Origin of the sequence: Calothrix sp. NIES-2100, assembly GCF_963875285.1 — a bacterium.
GTDB lineage: Bacteria > Cyanobacteriota > Cyanobacteriia > Cyanobacteriales > Nostocaceae > Aulosira.
The window spans coordinates 3,175,246-3,194,532 of the sequence record NZ_CAWNLA010000001.1 but is presented as its reverse complement, the minus strand read 5'-3'; the positions used below and the strand labels follow the sequence as shown (position 1 = coordinate 3,194,532).

The following is a 19,287-nucleotide window of genomic DNA, read 5'->3' as shown; positions in this document are numbered from 1 at the left end:
GATGAGAAAGACAAATGACAAATGACAATTGACAAATGACAATTGACAAATGACCAATGACCAATGACCAATGACCAATGACCAATGACCAATGACCAATGACAAATGACAAATGACCAATGACAAATGACAATCAAAACATATCAGCGGGATCAGCTGATTGGAGTTTACGAGTGGCGATCGCACCTGAAATCATACACATAATTATTGTCAAAAATAGCACTTGTAATGCCCTGAGTGCAGTCATGTACATTGGTAAATTTGTGGCACTAAGAGTTATATAATAAAGTCCTAAAGATACGGCTGTTCCTGGTATAAAGCCTAAAATTGCTAAAATTACTGCTTCTTCAAAGACTACGCCAAGAAGGTATAAATTGCGATAGCCCATTGCTTTAAAGGTGGCATATTCTCTGACATGGGCGTTCACATCTGTAGAGAGGACTTGATAAACCAGAATTACCCCTACTGAAAAACCCATTGACACACCCAAGTTAAAAATAAATCCAATTGGGGAATTTCTGCTCCAAAAGTCATTTTCAAATTCAATGAATTCTTGGTGTGTCAGCACTTTGACTTCATTTCCTAGATGAGATTTTAATGCTGCTACTACTTGCTTTTGGTCAGCACCAGGTTGCAAACGAATCAAACCAAGACTGACATTCCCTGCTGGTTGTCGAGAAAATAACCGCAGAAAGTTTTCATCGCTAGTCATTAAAGTACCATCAGCCCCAAAGGAAGCCCCGACTTTAAATAGACCACTAATAGTCACTGTCTGGCGTTCTATTTCGGTTTTCACGGGGTTACCCTGTTCAATTTGGGCAATGGTTTTTTGATATTCTCCTCTAGCACCACGGTCAAAGATGACGGTGTATGGCTGTTTAATCACCTGCAATTGTTGATTAACTTCTGGTAAGTCAAAAGTTGGCTTGTCTGGATTGAAACCAATGACGAGAATTTCTGTGTCCCGCTTTGTTTGAGGATTTTTCCAGATCATTGTCCCGATATAAATTGCTGCTGCTGACTTTACTCCTGGTATGTCCATTGCTTGGTAAAGTCGCCGTCGAGAAAAGCTAGATATTCTTTGTAGGTTACGGGTTTGGGAACCGATAACAACGATGTCTGAGAGTAAGCTGCGATGTAGTCTGGTGTTACTGTCATACAAAGCACTCTGAAAGCCAAACTGCATGAACATGAGAACATCAGCAAAGGCTATTCCTGATAATGCTACTAGCAACCGACTTTTTTCATGACTCAGTTGTAGCCATCCTAAAGGTGTTCGTCGTCGCAGTTGTTGGATGAATCCCATCATTGAAAGTGCTGAGTAATACTAATTTGTCATTTGTCATTCATCATTTGTCATTCGTCATTAAGAAAGTCAGATTTAATTTGGGTTGTTAGGCTTTGAATTTATTGCCAAATTTGAAAGGTATAAATAAACCAATTTTTTTCTGGTGCAAAGGGGCAAAGTAGAAGGTTTTATAGTTGAATAACTACTTGGACTTGCATATTGGTAAATTTGGCTGCTTTATTGCTGGAAGACCGATCTAGACGCACACGAACTTCAATGACTCGGCCGTCAATGTTGCTAGAAGGGTCGGTATTGATGACATTTTGTCGGCGCACCTGTAAGCCAATCCAATCTACTGTTCCCTGTAATTCATGAGGGAGAAATTCATTCATTACTTGCACTTTTTGTCCGGAATGAACTTTGCTGATATCGCTTTCGTAAACTTCGGCGATCGCATACATTTGGTTGGTTTGTCCAATATTGGCGATTCCATCATCTGAAACTATTTCTCCTGGACGGGTATGGATCTCGAATACTTGTCCATCTTGGGGCGATCGCACGTAAGCTTGTTGTAAAGAAGCTTGTGCTAAATTCATGGCTGCTAGGGAACGTTGTACTTCTGCTTGTGCTGCGGCGATATCTACGCTGCGAACTTCCGCAATTTGTTCTAAATTGGCTGTGGCTTCTTTAATTTGTTGCTGGCTGGTTGATTGGATTTGCTGCAATTGTGCTTTTGCACCTTGCAAACTTGTGCGTTCTCTTTCTAGGGTGAGGCGTTTGCTGTCTTTTTGGGAGGCGGAAACTGCTCCTTGTTGATACAACTGCTGATAGCGGTTGTCTTCTTCTTGGGCGTTTTGCACTTGAGCTTGTAAGCGCTCAATTGTGGCTATTTGTGCTTCGATATTACCTTTGCGTTCTGCTGCTAAACGAGCGATCGCCGCTTTTTGGGCTAAAATCTCACCGGGTTTGGCTCCTGCTTGGATCTTAGCTAGATTCGCCTGGGCTACCTTCACTTGTTCTTGGGCTTCTTTTAATGCTGCTTGGAGGCGATCGCGGCTGTCTAAAATGGCAATAATTTGATTTTTTGTAACTGTATCTCCTTCCTCAACTAACAACTGCTCTACCCTGCTTCCTTGTGCAGATACAGTAGCAGAAACTTTGATTATTTCTCCTTTTGGCTCTAGCCTTCCCAAGGCTGTGACTGTTTTAATTTCTGGTAGTTTTTTTGCTGTTACTTGTGCATTGAAATTGCCGGAATCTTGCAACCGTTTCCCTGTATAAAAGCTAATTCCGCCAACCAATAAAGATGCAATTATACCGATCAAAACGGATGGACGCAGAATAGACTTAGGGGACAATGTGTACCCTAGTTTTGAGTTTTGCACCATACATTACCTCTTACTGGTGGCGCAGAAAGTTTGAAAATTTTGATTTTTTCCTCAGTTATGAATGCAACTTACTTAGATACTGGTGTTGATTAATTGGTGTTTTATCGCTTTAAATTCCATAAAAAATTGCTAATTTTTGATAGGTGGACTACACAAAAATCTGTGAATGTATACAGCAAAAACAAGCCTTTCCCAGAAATGAAAGACTTCTGCCTAAATGTATTGAAGTATATTAGACGAGGAAAATTTTCTGGGCTGTAACAGCGCCAACAATCACAGTGAAATAACTGTATTCGTTGACTTTCAGAGCTTACATCTTTTTTTTATAATCTCAGAGAGGTCATCTTGCGTAAAGTTTCACGATTAAATAGTTAAGTAAATAGTCAAATGTCAATACTTGTCGGTTAAGGCGAAAAAGGAGAATGGGAAAGGGGAAACAAAAAATCTTTAACCCTTACCCTTTAACCTTTTCCCCAAACCAAATTTTAAGTTCAAAATGCTATCCCTTGTAGTATTGAGTCAAGTGTTGTTTGCATTGAGTGCTAATGAACACCTTGCACTGAGATTAAGTTACATCTTCAGAACTGACACTATTTTAATGACCTGTACATAATATGAATTCGATAGATTCTGTTTCCCCAGCTGACAATTACGATCAACCAAAAATCCAGCGCCTGCTATCCATAGATTTATGGCGCGGACTTGTGATGGTGCTAATGGCTTTAGACCATGTGCGAGATTTTTTTACCAATGTCCGCTTTTCTCCTTTGGATGTCACCCAAACGACTATTCCTTTGTTTTTCACCAGATGGGTTACCCATTTATGTGCGCCCTCTTTTGTTTTTTTAGCAGGTATCGCCGCTTATCTTTCTTTTCAACGCCACAATAACAAGCGAAAACTTTCTCGGTTGCTTTTTACACGCGGACTATGGTTAGTGTTTCTGGAGTTGACAGTCATTAGCTTTGCATGGACTTTCAATACATCGTTTTTTGGAGCAAATGTGCTGTGGGCAATTGGTTGGTCTATGGTAGTCTTAGCAGGGCTGATTTATCTTCCAACTAGAGCGATCGCTACATTCGGAATACTGCTCATAGTCGGACACAATTTGTTTGATAATTTACATGTTGAACAACTAGGAAGTTGGGGTTGGATTTGGGCGGTGCTTCACGAACCAAAAATGTTCACGCCTTTTGGGGGAATTCGCTTTTTCATCGGCTATCCCCTGATTCCTTGGATTGGCGTGATGGCGCTGGGTTATGCTTTTGGCAGAGTATTGAATCTAGAAAAATCGCGGCGTAGCCAGTTACTAAAACGCCTTGGGCTAGGTCTAATTCTGAGCTTTATTATCTTGCGGACAATTAATATTTATGGTGACCCTAAACCTTGGTCATTTCAGTCCAACTTTGTACGCACTCTACTATCATTCCTTAATGTCAATAAATATCCACCTTCATTACTCTTTTTGTTGCTCACTCTCGGAATAGGAATCTTGATATTTAACTTGTTTGAAAATCGCCGATTTAGAATTCTCAAACCCCTCACAATCTTCGGTAGTGTTCCTCTATTTTTCTACATTATTCACTTGTGGCTAATCCACATCTCGGCTGTGATAATCGCTTTCCCTACTTACGGTTGGAAAGCAGTTACTCTGCCCTACCTGATTTCTACTCTTATGCCACCAAACTATGGCTATAATTTACCCAAGATTTATATCATTTGGATAGTCATACTGGTTATTTTGTACCCCATCTGTAATTGGTTTGCCAACTATAAGGCAAAACATAAGAGTTGGTGGTTGAATTATTTGTGAACTACTCTATTGAAGATGTTAATTACGAATTCCATCATTATCAATGGCGCTGTAGCTATCAGTACTCATCAGTCCTAACCAGGGGTCGGAACTAGGAGTTAAAAATAATTCGCTGTAAACTTTTTCATTCAACGTTTTCACATTATTTGTGGCATTTTCCTGCATAAACCACTGATGAATTTGGCTGTGCAGTGTATACTCATTTCTCACAGTATCTAATGCCATTGCTGTTTCAAAATTGCTGACAACACGCGGTAAATTATCAGCTTTGTTGCCGGAAAAACGTTTATTTTTAATTAATGCTACACTGTTATTATCTAACTTGGCATCTGCTGTGTAACGTTGGGCAATTTTTTGCCAGGTTGCTGCGTCAGTAATTTCTTGGAGTGCGGTTTGATTGCTGGTAGCACCATTAATGTTACGAAGCAGAGGAGATTCGACGCGCATTTTGCTGACAGCTAGTGTACCAGCTACGGGAGCGCTTGGTGTTTCATTACTATTAGTAATTTCGACAAGACGCGGTGGATTTTTGATACCTAATTTTGCTAAATCTGCTCGCCATTGACTTTGAGTAGATGCTAATTGTTGACGGTGGTAGTCACGTAAAAAGCTTTCACGGGCTACACCTTGTAAATTAGTATATTCTTTGACTGCTTTTTCGCCAGCAACTAACTGACGGAGAAAGGCTTGCGGCCCGTACAAACCAGGAATTGCATCCACGGGGACACCGGAACTATCGAGGATGTAGTGAATGCTATTTCCAGTCAGGGTGCGTTCTAGCTTGCGTCCATCGCCAAAATCTACGGTAACTTTTGGTACTGGGCGGACAGATTCCCAATGTAGAATATAGCGATCGCGCAGGAATTGGGAAATTTCTGCATTGGGATATAAAGCTACACGGAAAAAGCGACTGTTAGCACAACTTAAATCTTGGTCAAGATTTCCTAATAAACGTAGTGAAAGGATGGGTTTATTACTGGCTTTAGCAGCAGCTTTGGCTTGTTCTATATCGGTGTACCAGTAAAGCTTAGAGGCGTAGCAGTCCCGTTGCTGACAAAGTTTATCTAAGGCTTGGCGTATTTGCGGTGAAGGATTTTTCAGTTCTGCTGCGTGATTATTCAGAAATTTTTCTAACCCACTTGACCCCTGTGCGCGGAGTACCGTTACTTCTTGCGTTAGTTGTGCTGGTTGTGCGGTGGGAGTTTGTGTATACGCAATGTGTGAAAATCCCACACCGATCGCGCTGAGTGCGATCGCAGTTGAAATAGACTTAAGTTTCATATTATTAACTAGCTAATTTATCAGGTATATCTTTACCCAGTATGACTTTTGTCATGGTTATTAGTTCCATTTGTTAAGTAAAATTATCAACAGCTATTAATTCAACAGGATATTTGCTTGCAAGTTTTCATAATCCTGGGGAGTGTCAATATCAATTGCGCCTAATGGAAAATCAACACCAAATACTTGCTCGCGGTATTTTTTGATTAGATGTTTTGCACCAATACTCTCATTCAATGCGGCTAGTTCGGAAAAAAACTTACTGCTAAATAAAGCGGGTACTCCTAAAGCTTCTGCATATTGGGAAGCTACAATCGATTTTCCTGTGGAATCATATGCTGATACTAAGTTATTAATAATTTCTGGAGAAATAAAGGGTTGATCACATACAGTTATAACTGCTGCATCTATATTTTCAGAATAATTTGCAAGTGCTAAAATACCGCTACGAATTGAAGTACTCATTCCCAAATCCCATTGGGAATTCTCAACTATTTGTACCAAAGGTTGATTGATTTCCGCACGGATTTGTTGTGCATTAGCTCCTAAAACAACTATTACAGGTTTGCACAATGAAGCGATCGCACTCGCCACTATATGCTGAATTAGACTGCGTCCTTGATATAGTAATAGTTGTTTCGGCTGACCCATGCGAGTTGATGCACCCGCAGCTAGGATAATGATGGCAATATTTGCAATATACAATTCGTCATTGGTCATTGGTCATTGGTCATTCGTAATTACATTATGAAAATAATAGTAATTTTATATAGATCCCCGACTTCTTGGAGAAGTCGGGGATCTAGTTTTTAAAGAGTGATTTTGTAGAAATCTGTTTTACAGTAGGTTTTCATTACAAATTACGAACTTGTACTGAGCGACTCGCCCTGAGCGCAGTCGTACCCTACGGAAAGCAAGCTACGCGTAGCGTCTCGCACCAGAAGGGAGTCGAAGTATTAGTAATGATTTATGACAAACTAGGATTATCGGAATTTTTGATTTTTTGCAAAATTTGTTCAACTTGATAAGCTTTTTCACTTCTATTTTGGGCTTTGAAGATATCTAAAGCTTTTGTCAAAGAAGCGAGAGCCTCATCTTTTTTATTTGTTTGCCACAGTGCTAGTGCTAAATTAGTCAGTGCATCAGCATAATCAGGATTAATTTCCAAAGCTTTGCGATATTGACTCATAGCATCATCCCAGTGAGATTGACTAGCGTGAACAATCCCGATCGCATTGTAAGCAAGAGCATATTTTGGTTTGAGACGAATTGCTTCTTGGAATGAGCTAATTGCTTCATCTAGTCTGTTTTGGCGAAACAGTACATTTCCGAGTTGATAATGTCCAAAAGCGTCTTCGGGGAATCTTTTGAGGAATTTACGTAAACTTTCCTCTGCGCCTTTGAAATCTCCTTGACTGTATAAAGCATTAGCTTTTTGAATGAATTGCGATCGCTCTTGAAGCACTGAGTCTTCTTGAACCTGTGCTAGTTTTTGCTCTCTGGTGTTGAAGTTTGGCTGTCTGGGAGAATGTAAAGAATTTTGTGCAGTTACGGCAAATACTGATGGTGAGATAAAAATTGTAGTTACGATACTCAGTGTTATGTAACTAAGAGGTTGAACAAATACTGTTTTAAGTTGGTTGTTCAGCTTCATTGCCCTCATCCCTCAAGAGTGTTCTGATCCCTATAATAAATTGAGGTGCGTTAGCTCATCACAAACGCACCTCAATTAAAATTGACTGTTAATCCTGTGTTAAATGTTCCACAGTTGGTCATTAGTCATTGGTCATTGGTCATTGGTCATTGGTAAGTTGACTGTTGACTGTTGACTGTTGACTAAATATATTACGCGCCTTCCCGCAATTTATCTAAGACACTGCGGTCTTCTAAAGTTGAGGTATCGCCGGATACTTCTTGACCTGCGGCGAGATTTCGTAGTAAGCGGCGCATGATTTTACCCGATCGCGTTTTGGGTAATGCGTCTGTAAAGCGAATTTCACCGGGACGGGCGATCGCACCAATTTCTTGTACAACGTGTCGCTTGAGTTCTTTACTCAAATCTTCACTGGCTTGGTAAGTTCCTTCTAACGTGATAAAAGCGACAACTTCTTCCCCTTTGATGTCATCTGGTTTACCTACTACCGCTGCTTCTGCTACTGCGGGATGAGAGACTAAGGCTGATTCTACTTCCATTGTCCCCAGGCGGTGTCCTGATACATTGAGTACATCGTCTACCCTTCCCATTACCCAGAAGTAACCGTCTTCATCTTTTCTGGCTCCATCACCAGCAAAATAAGTATAGTTACCATCTTTGGGGGGTATGTGTTCCCAGTAGGTACGGCGGAAGCGTTCTGGATCGCCGTAAACTGTGCGCATCATTCCCGGCCAAGGATGGCGTATTGCTAAATAACCGCCTTGGTTGTTGGGGATAGAATTACCGTCTAAATCTACGATATCTGCAAGAATGCCAGGGAAGGGAAGTGTGGCTGAACCGGGTTTGGTGGGAATTGCTCCAGGTAAAGGTGTAACCATGATACCGCCAGTTTCCGTTTGCCACCATGTATCCACAATCGGACAGCGTTCACCACCAATGACTTTGTGATACCACATCCATGCTTCTGGGTTGATTGGTTCGCCGACGGTTCCCAGTAATCGCAAGGATGATAAGTTGCGGGCGTTGGGATGTTGTTCGCCCATTTTAATAAATGCGCGAATTGCTGTAGGCGCAGTATAAAAAATATTCACGCCATATTTTTCTATGACATCCCAAAAACAGCCGGGATTAGAAGCACGGGGCGCACCTTCGTACATCAGGGTTGTTGCACCGTTGGAAAGGGGGCCGTAAACAATGTAACTGTGACCCGTAATCCAACCGACATCAGCAGTACACCAGTATACATCTGTGTCTTGCAAATCGAAGATCCATTTTGTGGTCATGTGAGTATATAAGTTATACCCAGCCGTTGTATGTACCACACCCTTGGGTTTGCCAGTGCTGCCAGAAGTGTAGAGAATAAATAGTAAATCTTCGCTGTCCATTGGTTCGGCGGGACAATCTGCCGATACAGCTTTTTGTAAATCATGCCACCAATGATCGCGTTCTGGTTCCATGTGAGTTTCTTGCTTGGTACGCTGTACTACCAGCACATTTTTCACATTGGGAACGGCGTTATTGGCTAAAGCTTTGTCTACCTGTTCCTTGAGAGGAACGATCGCATCTTTACGCCAACCACCATCAGCCGTAATTACCAATTTTGCTTCCGCATCAACTAAGCGATCGCGCAAAGCTTCGGCACTGAAACCACCAAATACTACACTGTGGGGTGCGCCAATTCGCGCACAGGCTAACATGGCGATCGCGGCTTCGGGTATCATCGGCATATAAATACCGACGCGATCGCCTTTTTGAATTCCCAGTTGTTTCAAAGCATTGGCGAACTGGCAAACTTCCCGATGTAATTGCGCATAAGTCAAAGTCCGAGAATCTCCCGGTTCACCTTCCCAAATCAGTGCAGCTTTATTCTTACGCCAGGTGGTGAGATGTCTATCTAAGCAGTTGTAAGAAATATTTGTCTTACCGCCAACAAACCATTTTGCAAAAGGCGGTTGCCAGTCTAGAACTTTATCCCATTTTTGGAACCAATGCAACTCAGTTTCCGCTAATTCCCCCCAAAATGCTTGCGGATCGGCTTTAGCTTTGTCGTAGAGACGTTGGTAATCTGCCAGACTTTTAATATGAGCGTTTTGGGAGAATTCCGCAGATGGGGGAAATAAACGGGTTTCTTGTAAGATTGATTCTATGTTGGGCTGAGACATGATTTTAATAAATTAGTGCCTGAAAACTATTCTGTACTGCAAGTTACTCAGAAATGTTTTGCTTTTCGTTAAGAAATCAGAAGTATGGGCATGGGGTATTGGAGTGTCTACATCATGTGTATTTTGCGCTAGTCTGCCATTCTTCTGTATAAATGCTAAAAAAATAGCTGTTAATTTTACGGACATATTAAATTAATCTTTAAGCTCGTCCTACCCGTCAAAGGGAGTGATATGTCACGGGCGTGGGGCATCGAGAAAGAATCTCAATGCCCAATGCCCAATGCCCAATGCCCCAAGTCGGAAGACTTTCTATGAATCTAGATTTACAAAGATTTTTTGACAGTTGCAATCCTAGTAAGACTTTGGTCTTAGAAAATCCTGAAGAACGGCAATATTATATTGATTTTGCCTCTGTACGGGGTGGTAAAGTTATTGAAGCCCTGGGGCGAACGATTACCCGCCTTGCGCCAAATAAACCTACTTGCCAATTGTTTACTGGGCATATTGGTTGTGGTAAGTCTACAGAATTGCGGCGACTGGAAGTAGAGTTAAAGCAGCAAAACTTTCATGTGGTGTATTTTGAGTCCACCCAGGACTTAGATATGGCTGATGTGGATGTTACCGATATTATGCTGGCGATCGCACGCCAAGTAAGTGAAAGTTTAGAAGCTGTTAATATCAAGATTCGCCCTGGTTACTTTACCGGGTTGCTGAATGAAGTAATCGATTTTTTGCAAACACCGATAGAAGTAAAGGCAGAAGCAGAGCTTTCTTTACCGCTGAAAATTGCCAAAATTACGGCGAAAACCAAAGATAGCCCCAAGCTGCGCAGCCGCTTAAGGCAATACTTGGAACCGCGCACGAATAATATTTTAGAGTCGATTAATCAAGAAGTTCTCGAACGTGCCCAGCAGGAACTCAAAGCTAAGGGTAAAAATGGGCTAGTGGTAATTATTGATAACTTGGATCGGGTAGATCCACGCGCGAAAACTACAGGGCGATCGCAACCTGAATATTTGTTTGTCGATCGCGGTGAGCAGTTACGCAAACTCAATTGCCATGTAGTTTACACCATTCCTTTGGTGTTGATGTTCTCCAATGAAATTGAGGCGCTGAAAAATCGTTTGGGCGGCGGGATGGCTCCCAAGATTTTACCAATGGTGCCGGTGCAGTTGCGCGATGGCAGCGACTATGAGCAAGGTTTAGCACTTTTGCGCCAGATGGTGTTAGCTAGAGCTTTTCCTGGGATGAATCCTGACAGTAGATTAGCTTTAATTACAGAAATATTTGATACACCTGAAACTTTAGATAGACTGTGCCGCATTAGTGGCGGGCATGTGCGCAATTTGTTAGGACTGCTCTACAGTTGCCTTCAGGTAGAAGATCCACCTTTATCGCGGGAATGTTTAGAAAATGCTATCCGCGAATACCGCGAAGGTCTAGTATTAGCAATTACAGATTACGAATGGGATATACTGCGGTTAGTAGTGCAGAAACAAAGCGTTAGCGGAGAAGTTGACTATCAAATTTTATTACGCAGCTTGTTTGTCTTTGAATATCAGGATCAACAAGGGCGCTGGTTTGGGATCAATCCTGTCTTAGCTGAAGCAAAGCAATTTCAGGTATGAGTCAGCCAATCAACCCCGATGATGTAAGAGGATGTTTTAAAAGTCCTCTGCTTGGTAGCAAAACATTATAGATCCCCCTAAATCCCCCTTAAAAAGGGGGACTTTAAGAGTTTTTGCCCCCCTTGAAAAGGGGGGTTGGGGGGATCAAAACGTTGTGGGGCTAGGTTATGAGACTTGTGTGTACACCGTAGCCTTTTTAAGGGGGGCTAGGGGGGATCAAGCAGTGCTTAAAATCACAGCCAATTACTTTTCAAACAGCCTCTAACTGCTCAAAATGAGCGATCGCTTTCTACATTTGTAGGTTGGGTTGAGGCTTTGCATAGACCCGGAGCGGCTTCCCGCAGGGTAACCCAACAAAACCAGAGATTCTCTGGAGTAGTGCGGGACTCAAAGCCCGCTACTAAGATCAGGGAGCAAGATGCTCCCACTACTTTTAAAACTATGGTTCTCAAAATAGATGTGGTTTAGATGAGGGAAGAAGAATAAACAGACGCGGGGACGCAAAGAAATAACAAATGACCAATGACCAATGACAAATGACAAATAACAAATGACAAACCCCGATGATATCACTGCTCAAAATGAGCGATCGCTTTCTACTCTCGTTAGAGCTATTATCCATGCTCAAGGACGATTTTCGCTAATTTTAATCCGCTGTAATTATGGCGGTATCCAAGAACAGATATTAGCCCAAGTCCGACAGGATTCTGGGTTAGAGATTTTCGCAATTAAGCTGCAAAATTCCGAAAATAGCCTTTATTCTACCATGACAGATGCTATTGGTTCATCAACACCAAACGCTGTCATGGTATTTGGGATCGAGTCAGTCAAAAAATTAGATGATTTTTTGGTGGGGATAAATCGCTTGCGGGATGATTTCTTGCACGATTTTCCTTTCCCTTTGGTGTTGTGGGTTAATGATTTGGTGCTGCAAAAGCTGATCAAGTTAGCACCAGATTTTTATACTTATGCTGCTGTACCGATTCGGTTGGCGATCGCTACTTCGGAATTATTACATTTTCTCAACCAAGAAGCGGAGGAAATATTCACTAAAATCTTAGCTGTTGGAGCCGATCAATTTCTTGATAATGCGGCGCTTAACTTGGGAATGGTTGCAGGGAAACGCTTTGAAATTGAGTCAGCATTACAGGAATTGCAAAAGCGTGGGTGTGAACAACTAGAAATAGCCGCTAGCCAGAAATTTATTTTAGGGCGTGATGCTTATGCTAAAAATCAAATGGAAGAGTCCCGTGAACTTTATAGACAGAGTTTAGCATTGTGCTGGCAGCAATATATTGATGAAGTTCATCATCGAGCATCGGCAGATTTAATTCAAAGAAATTTACAAAAGCAAGCTTGTATCCTATTTTATCTTGGTTTATGGTGGCGGAGATATGCAGTTTTACATCGGGCGGAATATGATAAAGCTTGTCGCTGCGCCCGCAATTATTATCAGCGATGTATTAAAAGATTGCAAAAAGCCAATCGTCCCGATCTAGCAGCTAATTTTATCAATTCCTTAGGGGAAGTTCTGCAACAATTGGGAGAGTGGGATAGGCTTGAAAAACTGGCTAAAGATGCTATTATCTTACACACCAAATATTACCAGCCGATTAGATTGGCTAATGCTTATGCTACTTTAGCTGAGGTAGCGCTGGCTAAATTGCAATGGCAAAAAGCCCAAGAATATGCAGAAATAGCGATTAATAAAATTGCCCAAACTTCTCACCTAGACATTGAAAAAGGCAAGCCGCGCACTGAGCGGAGTCGAAGTGCGCCGGAGGCACAGAGCAGTATTCCTTCTGCCTCCCAGACTCTGCCCTCTGCCTTTCTTGATAATTGGGCGATTCAATATTATAGGAGTTGGCATTTATTATTACTAGCTCAAAGTAAACGCCATCTGGGACAGGCACAAGCAGCCCTCAATGATTTAGAAATTGCTAAAAGTGAATGTAAGCCTGAGTATAATCCTAAACTATATATTCGCATATTAGATGAAGTAAGAAAATTATATTTTGAACAACATCAATATTTAAAAGCATTTCATCTCAAACAAGAGCAAAGTTCTATTGAACAGCAATATGGTTTACGGGCTTTTATTGGTGCGGGTAGATTGCAGTCTCAAAAACAAGTAATTCATCCGGCTTTAGTTAGCTCAGATGAATTAAATAACTCTGTTTTACGGATAGAGTCTGAAGCCGGAACTATTGCTCAAGAAATAGTTGCTTATGGGCGCAAATATGATGTTGATAAATTAATTGAACGCATTAGCCGCGATGACCAAAAATTGATTGTTATTCATGGACAATCCGGTGTTGGTAAAAGTTCTTTATTGACGGCGGGATTATTACCAGCATTGCATCAAATTACTGTATTTGATGGTCGGAATATTTTGCCTGTGGTGGTGCAAATTTATACAGATTGGGTGGGGGAGTTGGGGATGTTGTTGCACCCCACCCCCAGCCCCTCCCCGCAAGCGAGGAGGGGGGTAGGAGAAGGAGAGGGGGGAGGAGAAGGGGGAGAGGGGGGACAAAGGGGACAGGGGGGACAAGGGGGAATTATTGAGGAATTGCGGGGAAATGTTGAGCGTAGGTTGGTGACTGTTTTAGTTTTTGACCAGTTTGAGGAATTTTTCTTTAATTGTCCTAACCCAGTTGAACGCAAAAATTTCTGGGATTTTTTACATTATTGTTTAGATGATTTTCATTTACCTTATGTGAAGGTAATATTATCACTGCGGGAAGATTATTTACATTATTTATTAGAATGCGATCGCCTGACTAACCTGGAAGTTACTGAACAGGATATTCTTAATAAAAAATTTCGCTATACTTTTGGTAATTTTACACCCTCAGCAGCTAAAGTAGTTATTCAAGATTTAACAGAAAGGTCTTTTTATTTAGAGCCTGCACTAATAGATGAATTAGTTAGAGATTTAGCCGGCGAATTGCAGGAAGTCCGCCCAATTGAGTTGCAAGTTGTTGGGGCACAATTGCAAGCAGAAAATATCACAACACTAGAGCAATATCAGCAAAGTGGACTGAAAGATAAATTAGTTGAGAGATTTTTAGAGGCAATAGTTAAAGATTGTGGTGCAGAAAATGAACGTGCAGCCCAGTTAGTTTTGTATTTGCTCACAGATGAAAATAATACTCGCCCTTTAAAAACTAAAGCTGAGTTAGTAGCAGCTTTAGCAGCAGAAGTCGATAAATTAGATTTGGTATTAGAAATTTTAGTGACATCAGGGGTAGTATTTTTAATTCCCCAATCTCCGGCTGACCGCTATCAGCTAGTTCATGATTATCTTGTGGCTTTTATTCGCCAACAACGGGGTGCTGAATTACTGGCAGAATTAGAAAGAGAAAAAGAACAGCGCAAATTGGCAGAAGCAAGATTAAATCAAGTTTTAAAACAGAAATTGCGCGAAGCTTATTTAGCAGGTTTGGGCTTGACAACATTAACAATTCTCGCTGGGATATTTGGCTGGCAATCATTTGTTGCTAATATTAATGCCCAAATTAACCTGATCAGTACCTCTAGTGAAGCGCTATTTGCCTCAGAACAAGATAGAGAAACCTTAATTGAAAGTGTAAAAGCAGCAGGGAAGCTGCAAAAAACACAAAAATTTTTGCTATCACCAGATACTAAAACTCAAGTTATAGTGGCATTGCGGCAAGCAGTATATGGAAGAAAAGACATAGAACTCAAAACCTTTAAAGGTCATAGCGATTCGGTTACTAGCGTCAGCTTCTCCCCCGACGGTCAGGCGATCGCTTCTGCTAGTGGTGATGGGACAATCAAACTCTGGAGTTTAGAAGGCAAAGAACTCAAAACCTTGAAAGGTCATAGCGCTTGGGTTTCTAGCGTCAGCTTCTCCCCGACGGAAAGGCGATCGCTTCTGCTAGTGCTGATAAGACAATCAAACTCTGGAGTTTAGAAGGCAAAGAACTCAAAACCTTGAAAGGTCATAGCGCTGAGGTTACTAGCGTCAGCTTCTCCCCCGACGGTCAGGCGATCGCTTCTGCTAGTGCTGATAAGACAATCAAACTCTGGAGTTTAGAAGGCAAAGAACTCAAAACCTTGAAAGGTCATAGCGCTGAGGTTACTAGCGTCAGCTTCTCCCCCGACGGTCAGGCGATCGCTTCTGCTAGTGCTGATAAGACAATCAAACTTTGGAGTTTAGAAGGCAAAGAACTCAAAACCTTGAAAGGTCATAGCGCTGAGGTTACTAGCGTCAGCTTCTCCCCCGACGGAAAGGCGATCGCTTCTGCTAGTGGTGACGGGACGATCAAACTCTGGAGTTTAGAAGGCAAAGAACTTAAAACCTTTAACGCCCCGGTTACTAGCGTCAGCTTCTCCCCCGACGGAAAGGCGATCGCTTCTGCTAGTGCTGATAAGACAATCAAACTCTGGAGTTTAGAAGGCAAAGAACTCAAAACCTTTAAAGGTCATAGCGACCAGGTTTCTAGCGTCAGCTTCTCCCCCGACGGTCAGGCGATCGCTTCTGCTAGTGGTGATAAGACTATCAAACTCTGGAGTATAGAAGGCAAAGAACTCAAAACCTTTAAAGGTCATAGCGCTGAGGTTACTAGCGTCAGCTTCTCCCCCGACGGAAAGGCGATCGCTTCTGCTAGTTATGATAAGACAATCAAACTCTGGAGTTTAGATGGCATAGAACTCAAAACCTTTAAAGGTCATAGCGCTTGGGTTTCTAGCGTCAGCTTCTCCCCCGACGGAAAGGCGATCGCTTCTGCTAGTGGTGATGGGACAATCAAACTCTGGAGTATAGAAGGCAAAGAACTCAAAACCTTTAAAGGTCATAGCGCTTGGGTTTCTAGCGTCAGCTTCTCCCCCGACGGAAAGGCGATCGCTTCTGCTAGTGATGACAAGACGGTAATTCTCTGGAATTTGGATTTAAATAATCTTGTGGTTTTGGGCTGTAATTGGCTGCAAGATTATTTACCTAATCATCCTGAGACTTTAGCAGAATTACAACTATGCCAAAACAAGTCTATGCTAATGGCAGCAGCGCTTACTTTAGTTACCCAAGGTGAGAAGTTAGCTAGTGCAGGTGAATTTGAGAAAGCAGTTGCCAAGTTTAAACAAGCTAAGGAATGGAATCCTGAATTAGTTATTAATCCAGAGACGAAAGCAAAAGTTCCCTCTCTGCTGTTTCAGGGTAAAGAACTAGCCAGCAAAGGAGATGTCAAAAAAGCCATTGCAGCCTATGCTGAATCTGAAAAACTCGACCCAAAACTAGAAATCTCTGCTGAAGATTGGAATAGCCTGTGTAAAGATGGTAGCTTGCATGGATATGCAGCTGATGTGATGTTTGCCTGTGAAAAAGCCGTTACCCTTGCACCCAAAGATGGAAATATCCGCGATAGTCGTGGACTTGCTAGGGCGCTAACTGGCGATAAAAAAGGCGCGATTGAGGATTTCCAAGCATTTATCCAATGGTCTAATAATTCTGAGCAGAGATCACAGCGCCAAGGTTGGGTTAATTCCCTCACTGCTGGTAAGAATCCGTTTACAGAAGAAGAGTTGAAGAAACTACGCCAGCCTTAGATAGGGAAGTTGGGTAGATTGCAGTACTTGTCGGTTAGCAATCACAAAAGCACGACGTAAACCATACACCCCTTCGCCATTGGTTGTGTTACCCACACCAGTCTGACAGGCGGAAAGTACGACTAATTTAGTACCTGATAAATTTAAGGAAGATGCTTCTAAAGCTGTCAGTACACCATCTTCATTACCACTGCGACGGTTGTTAAACCCAGCTAACGCAATACCGGAACGTAATAGGGGATTTTCCAGGTTTCTACTCACTCGCTGTCTAGAACCAGGTTTGACGATGATTCCCCGATTTCCCACGGCTAAATCATAAGTATCGGGAATTTCTATTTTTTCGTCAGTTAAAAAGAACCCGTGGGTAGCGATATGGAGAATACTAGGCGATCGCATTTGTTTGAGGGCGTTTTCTGTGGCTTGATTTCCTGTTAACAGGTTTACATTTATACCTTTTTGTTTCAGTATGGGTAAAATCGCATCAGCTTCTTGCTTTGTTCCCTGTAAGGGACTAAATGTGAGTCTGTTGATTTCTGAGGAGCGTTTTAAATCTTCTTTTGTACCTGGGGGTATAGGTGCGTTATTTACCGCATTATTAAAATCAATATTCGCCATCATCACAGGTGGTTGAACACTAGATGACTGATTAGATAATCGCAGTAAGTCACGCCCTGTCGTTAAATAATTAATAGTATAATTTTCTACTAAATAGCGGTTATTTTCATCGACTAAGGCAGCAAAGGGAATTAAATTAAGTTGGCTGTCGGGAGAAAGTAGCAGTTTTCGCTTGTCACCCAACAAGTTGCGGATGGGTTGCATTAATTGGGTATCCAGACGACGCGCTACTGGTTTAACATCGCGGGATTTGCTTTGCAGAACTGTACCAAATTCGGCTATTTCGCGATCAATGGTTTCTGCTTCTCCTAAATCTACCCATTGGGTTGAGCCTTGGGATGTCAGAATGTAGGCAGCATAGCGAGGTTTACCATAGCGATCGCTTCGTTTTGCTCCTTTGATGTTGGTTAAGGGTTTATACTGAACAAATTCTACTAAAGCTGTATCCGCAGGTATCAATTTTTGTACTGCTTCAATAGTTACAGGTTGAGTTGTGATGCGAAATTCCGCGCTGCGTTTAGAGAGTTGTGCTTCTAAATTCTCGGCTTTAGTCTTCAGTTGGGCAATTTCTTGACGATATTGTGTATTCGTAAAATTACTATTTCTGTTGTATAAAAGTCTTGCAAGCTGGGAGTTAGTGCTGGAAAGTTCGTCAAATAATTTTTGGTTTTCCGGGGTAAGATTTTGTCGCAACCAGTTTCGACTATCGCTCTCGACATCAAGTATGCGTCCTTTGCAACGGAGGATTGTAGTTAAAGCAAGGTTTGCTGCTTGGGGGTTATTGGGTGCTGACTGGAGGTGAGAGGAAATTGCAGTATCGCCTGATTCCACAAGTAACGCCATATAATTTTGTTTTTGGCGTTCCGAACCAATGCCAAGGATAATATTGAGATTGCGATCGCCTATTTCTAAACCACGCTTTCTCAACTCAATTGCACGAGATGTATCACCTTGGGCATTGTAGTACAAAGCTTGCATTCTCAAGTTATTCGCAAAATCAGGGTGTTCAGAACCAAAGATACTTTCTGTGATGTCAAGAGATTTTTGGGTGAATTCTATTCGTCTCAGGTAGAATTTCATAATCTTTCCTCAATCGTCGGCACCAGTTAACTCAACCAAAAGTTCGCTCAACCAACCAACGTTTAGGAAGTACAACAAAACCTTTCTGTTCCTCATGGCGGGTAACGACACTCAAAATCCATCGGTAGACATCCATCACCCAATGCTGAAAATCCTTACCGCGATAGCCGCCATCAACCCAAATTGTGATTAACCGACGGAAGCGATCGCGTATTGCGTCCAGCTTCAAAAGTACTTGTTTAGCGCCTGCTTGTTCACTAGTACTAGCAGCAGTGATCACCACGACTACCAGTAAACCCAAAGTATCTACGAGTATATGCCGTTTGCGACCCTTAATTTTTTTGCCGGAGTCGTAACCAACTTCTTGAGACACCATTGTTGCTGTTTCAACAGTTTGACTATTTCTTCCATTCCACCGACATAGCGATCGCCCTTCAGGAAGGTACGCGAATGCTCCAAGGAGGGCGATCGCTATCATCACAAATAAGGCTGACACAAAGCCATCGCGTCTCTACGAAACAGCATTAAGGACTATCTTCTGAGCCATCCTTCCATTATTCAATAGCTTTTAAAGCTGTGGTGCTTGTTCCGCATAGCTTATAGCTTTTCTTAGTGCCATTCCGCTATAAAAGTAATACCTCTGCCCAATTACGAGGGTTCAACGCCTGTAGAAACGAGAGTTTTTAACTTTTGACTTTCGGTTACTGGGCTTGTTGAAGTATAACTTCTGCCTTGCACTACTAGGGGATATTTGATTTATTATTGCGTGATATTACTAGTGCAATAATTCCATTTAAGTTGTAATATTGACT

General features: G+C 41.9%; 12 protein-coding genes. 4 read left to right on the top strand and 8 right to left on the bottom strand.

Going from position 1 to position 19,287, the window contains the following annotated elements; genetic code table 11:
- Positions 1–133 precede the first annotated feature (133 nt).
- The gene (gene devC, locus AACU32_RS13365) at positions 134–1,306 is read right to left on the bottom strand and encodes an ABC transporter permease DevC (RefSeq protein WP_096600182.1); all 1,173 of its coding nucleotides are present in this window, start codon (positions 1,304–1,306) and stop codon (positions 134–136) included.
- A gap of 170 nt (positions 1,307–1,476) precedes the next feature.
- Positions 1,477–2,673, bottom strand: a complete 1,197-nt coding sequence (locus tag AACU32_RS13360; protein ID WP_096607984.1) for an efflux RND transporter periplasmic adaptor subunit — start codon at positions 2,671–2,673, stop codon at positions 1,477–1,479.
- A gap of 617 nt (positions 2,674–3,290) precedes the next feature.
- On the opposite strand from AACU32_RS13360, the gene AACU32_RS13355 reads away from it, so the two are divergent.
- On the top strand, positions 3,291–4,487 hold the full coding sequence (locus tag AACU32_RS13355) for a DUF1624 domain-containing protein (protein WP_096600180.1): 1,197 nt from the start codon (positions 3,291–3,293) through the stop codon (positions 4,485–4,487).
- An 18-nt stretch (positions 4,488–4,505) separates the two neighbouring features.
- Here the strand turns inward: AACU32_RS13355 and AACU32_RS13350 are convergent, their stop codons facing one another.
- From AACU32_RS13350 to acs, 4 genes are all read right to left on the bottom strand, one after another.
- Positions 4,506–5,768, bottom strand: coding sequence for a hypothetical protein (locus tag AACU32_RS13350; RefSeq protein WP_096600178.1), 1,263 nt, complete (start codon positions 5,766–5,768; stop codon positions 4,506–4,508).
- Positions 5,769–5,864: 96 nt separating this feature from the next.
- Complete coding sequence (locus tag AACU32_RS13345; protein ID WP_096600176.1) at positions 5,865–6,488, bottom strand: nucleotidyltransferase family protein; 624 nt, start codon at positions 6,486–6,488, stop codon at positions 5,865–5,867.
- Between the two features lie 247 nt (positions 6,489–6,735).
- Positions 6,736–7,422 carry a tetratricopeptide repeat protein gene (locus tag AACU32_RS13340; protein ID WP_096600174.1) on the bottom strand — a complete coding sequence of 229 codons (687 nt, stop codon included), beginning with the start codon at positions 7,420–7,422 and terminating at the stop codon, positions 6,736–6,738.
- Between the two features lie 191 nt (positions 7,423–7,613).
- Complete coding sequence (acs, locus tag AACU32_RS13335) at positions 7,614–9,584, bottom strand: acetate--CoA ligase (RefSeq protein WP_096600172.1); 1,971 nt, start codon at positions 9,582–9,584, stop codon at positions 7,614–7,616.
- 287 nt (positions 9,585–9,871) lie between these two features.
- Here acs and AACU32_RS13330 point away from each other — a divergent pair, with 287 nt between their 5' ends.
- From AACU32_RS13330 to AACU32_RS13320, 3 genes are all read left to right on the top strand, one after another.
- On the top strand, positions 9,872–11,212 hold the full coding sequence (locus tag AACU32_RS13330) for a P-loop NTPase fold protein (protein ID WP_339377853.1): 1,341 nt from the start codon (positions 9,872–9,874) through the stop codon (positions 11,210–11,212).
- 550 nt (positions 11,213–11,762) lie between these two features.
- Positions 11,763–15,149 carry an nSTAND1 domain-containing NTPase gene (locus AACU32_RS13325; protein ID WP_339377852.1) on the top strand — a complete coding sequence of 1,129 codons (3,387 nt, stop codon included), beginning with the start codon at positions 11,763–11,765 and terminating at the stop codon, positions 15,147–15,149.
- Between the two features lie 20 nt (positions 15,150–15,169).
- On the top strand, positions 15,170–16,780 hold the full coding sequence (locus AACU32_RS13320; RefSeq protein WP_339377851.1) for a WD40 repeat domain-containing protein: 1,611 nt from the start codon (positions 15,170–15,172) through the stop codon (positions 16,778–16,780).
- Here the strand turns inward: AACU32_RS13320 and AACU32_RS13315 are convergent.
- Together AACU32_RS13315 and AACU32_RS13310 are read right to left on the bottom strand one after the other, a co-directional pair.
- Entirely contained in the window at positions 16,766–18,475 is a 1,710-nt protein-coding gene (locus tag AACU32_RS13315; protein WP_339377850.1) for a CHAT domain-containing protein, read from the bottom strand. The two genes, AACU32_RS13320 and AACU32_RS13315, sit on opposite strands and share 15 nt — an antisense overlap.
- 31 nt (positions 18,476–18,506) lie before the next feature.
- Positions 18,507–18,971: a transposase gene (locus tag AACU32_RS13310; RefSeq protein ID WP_339377849.1), complete on the bottom strand. Its 465-nt coding sequence runs from the start codon at positions 18,969–18,971 to the stop codon at positions 18,507–18,509.
- Positions 18,972–19,287 lie beyond the last annotated feature (316 nt).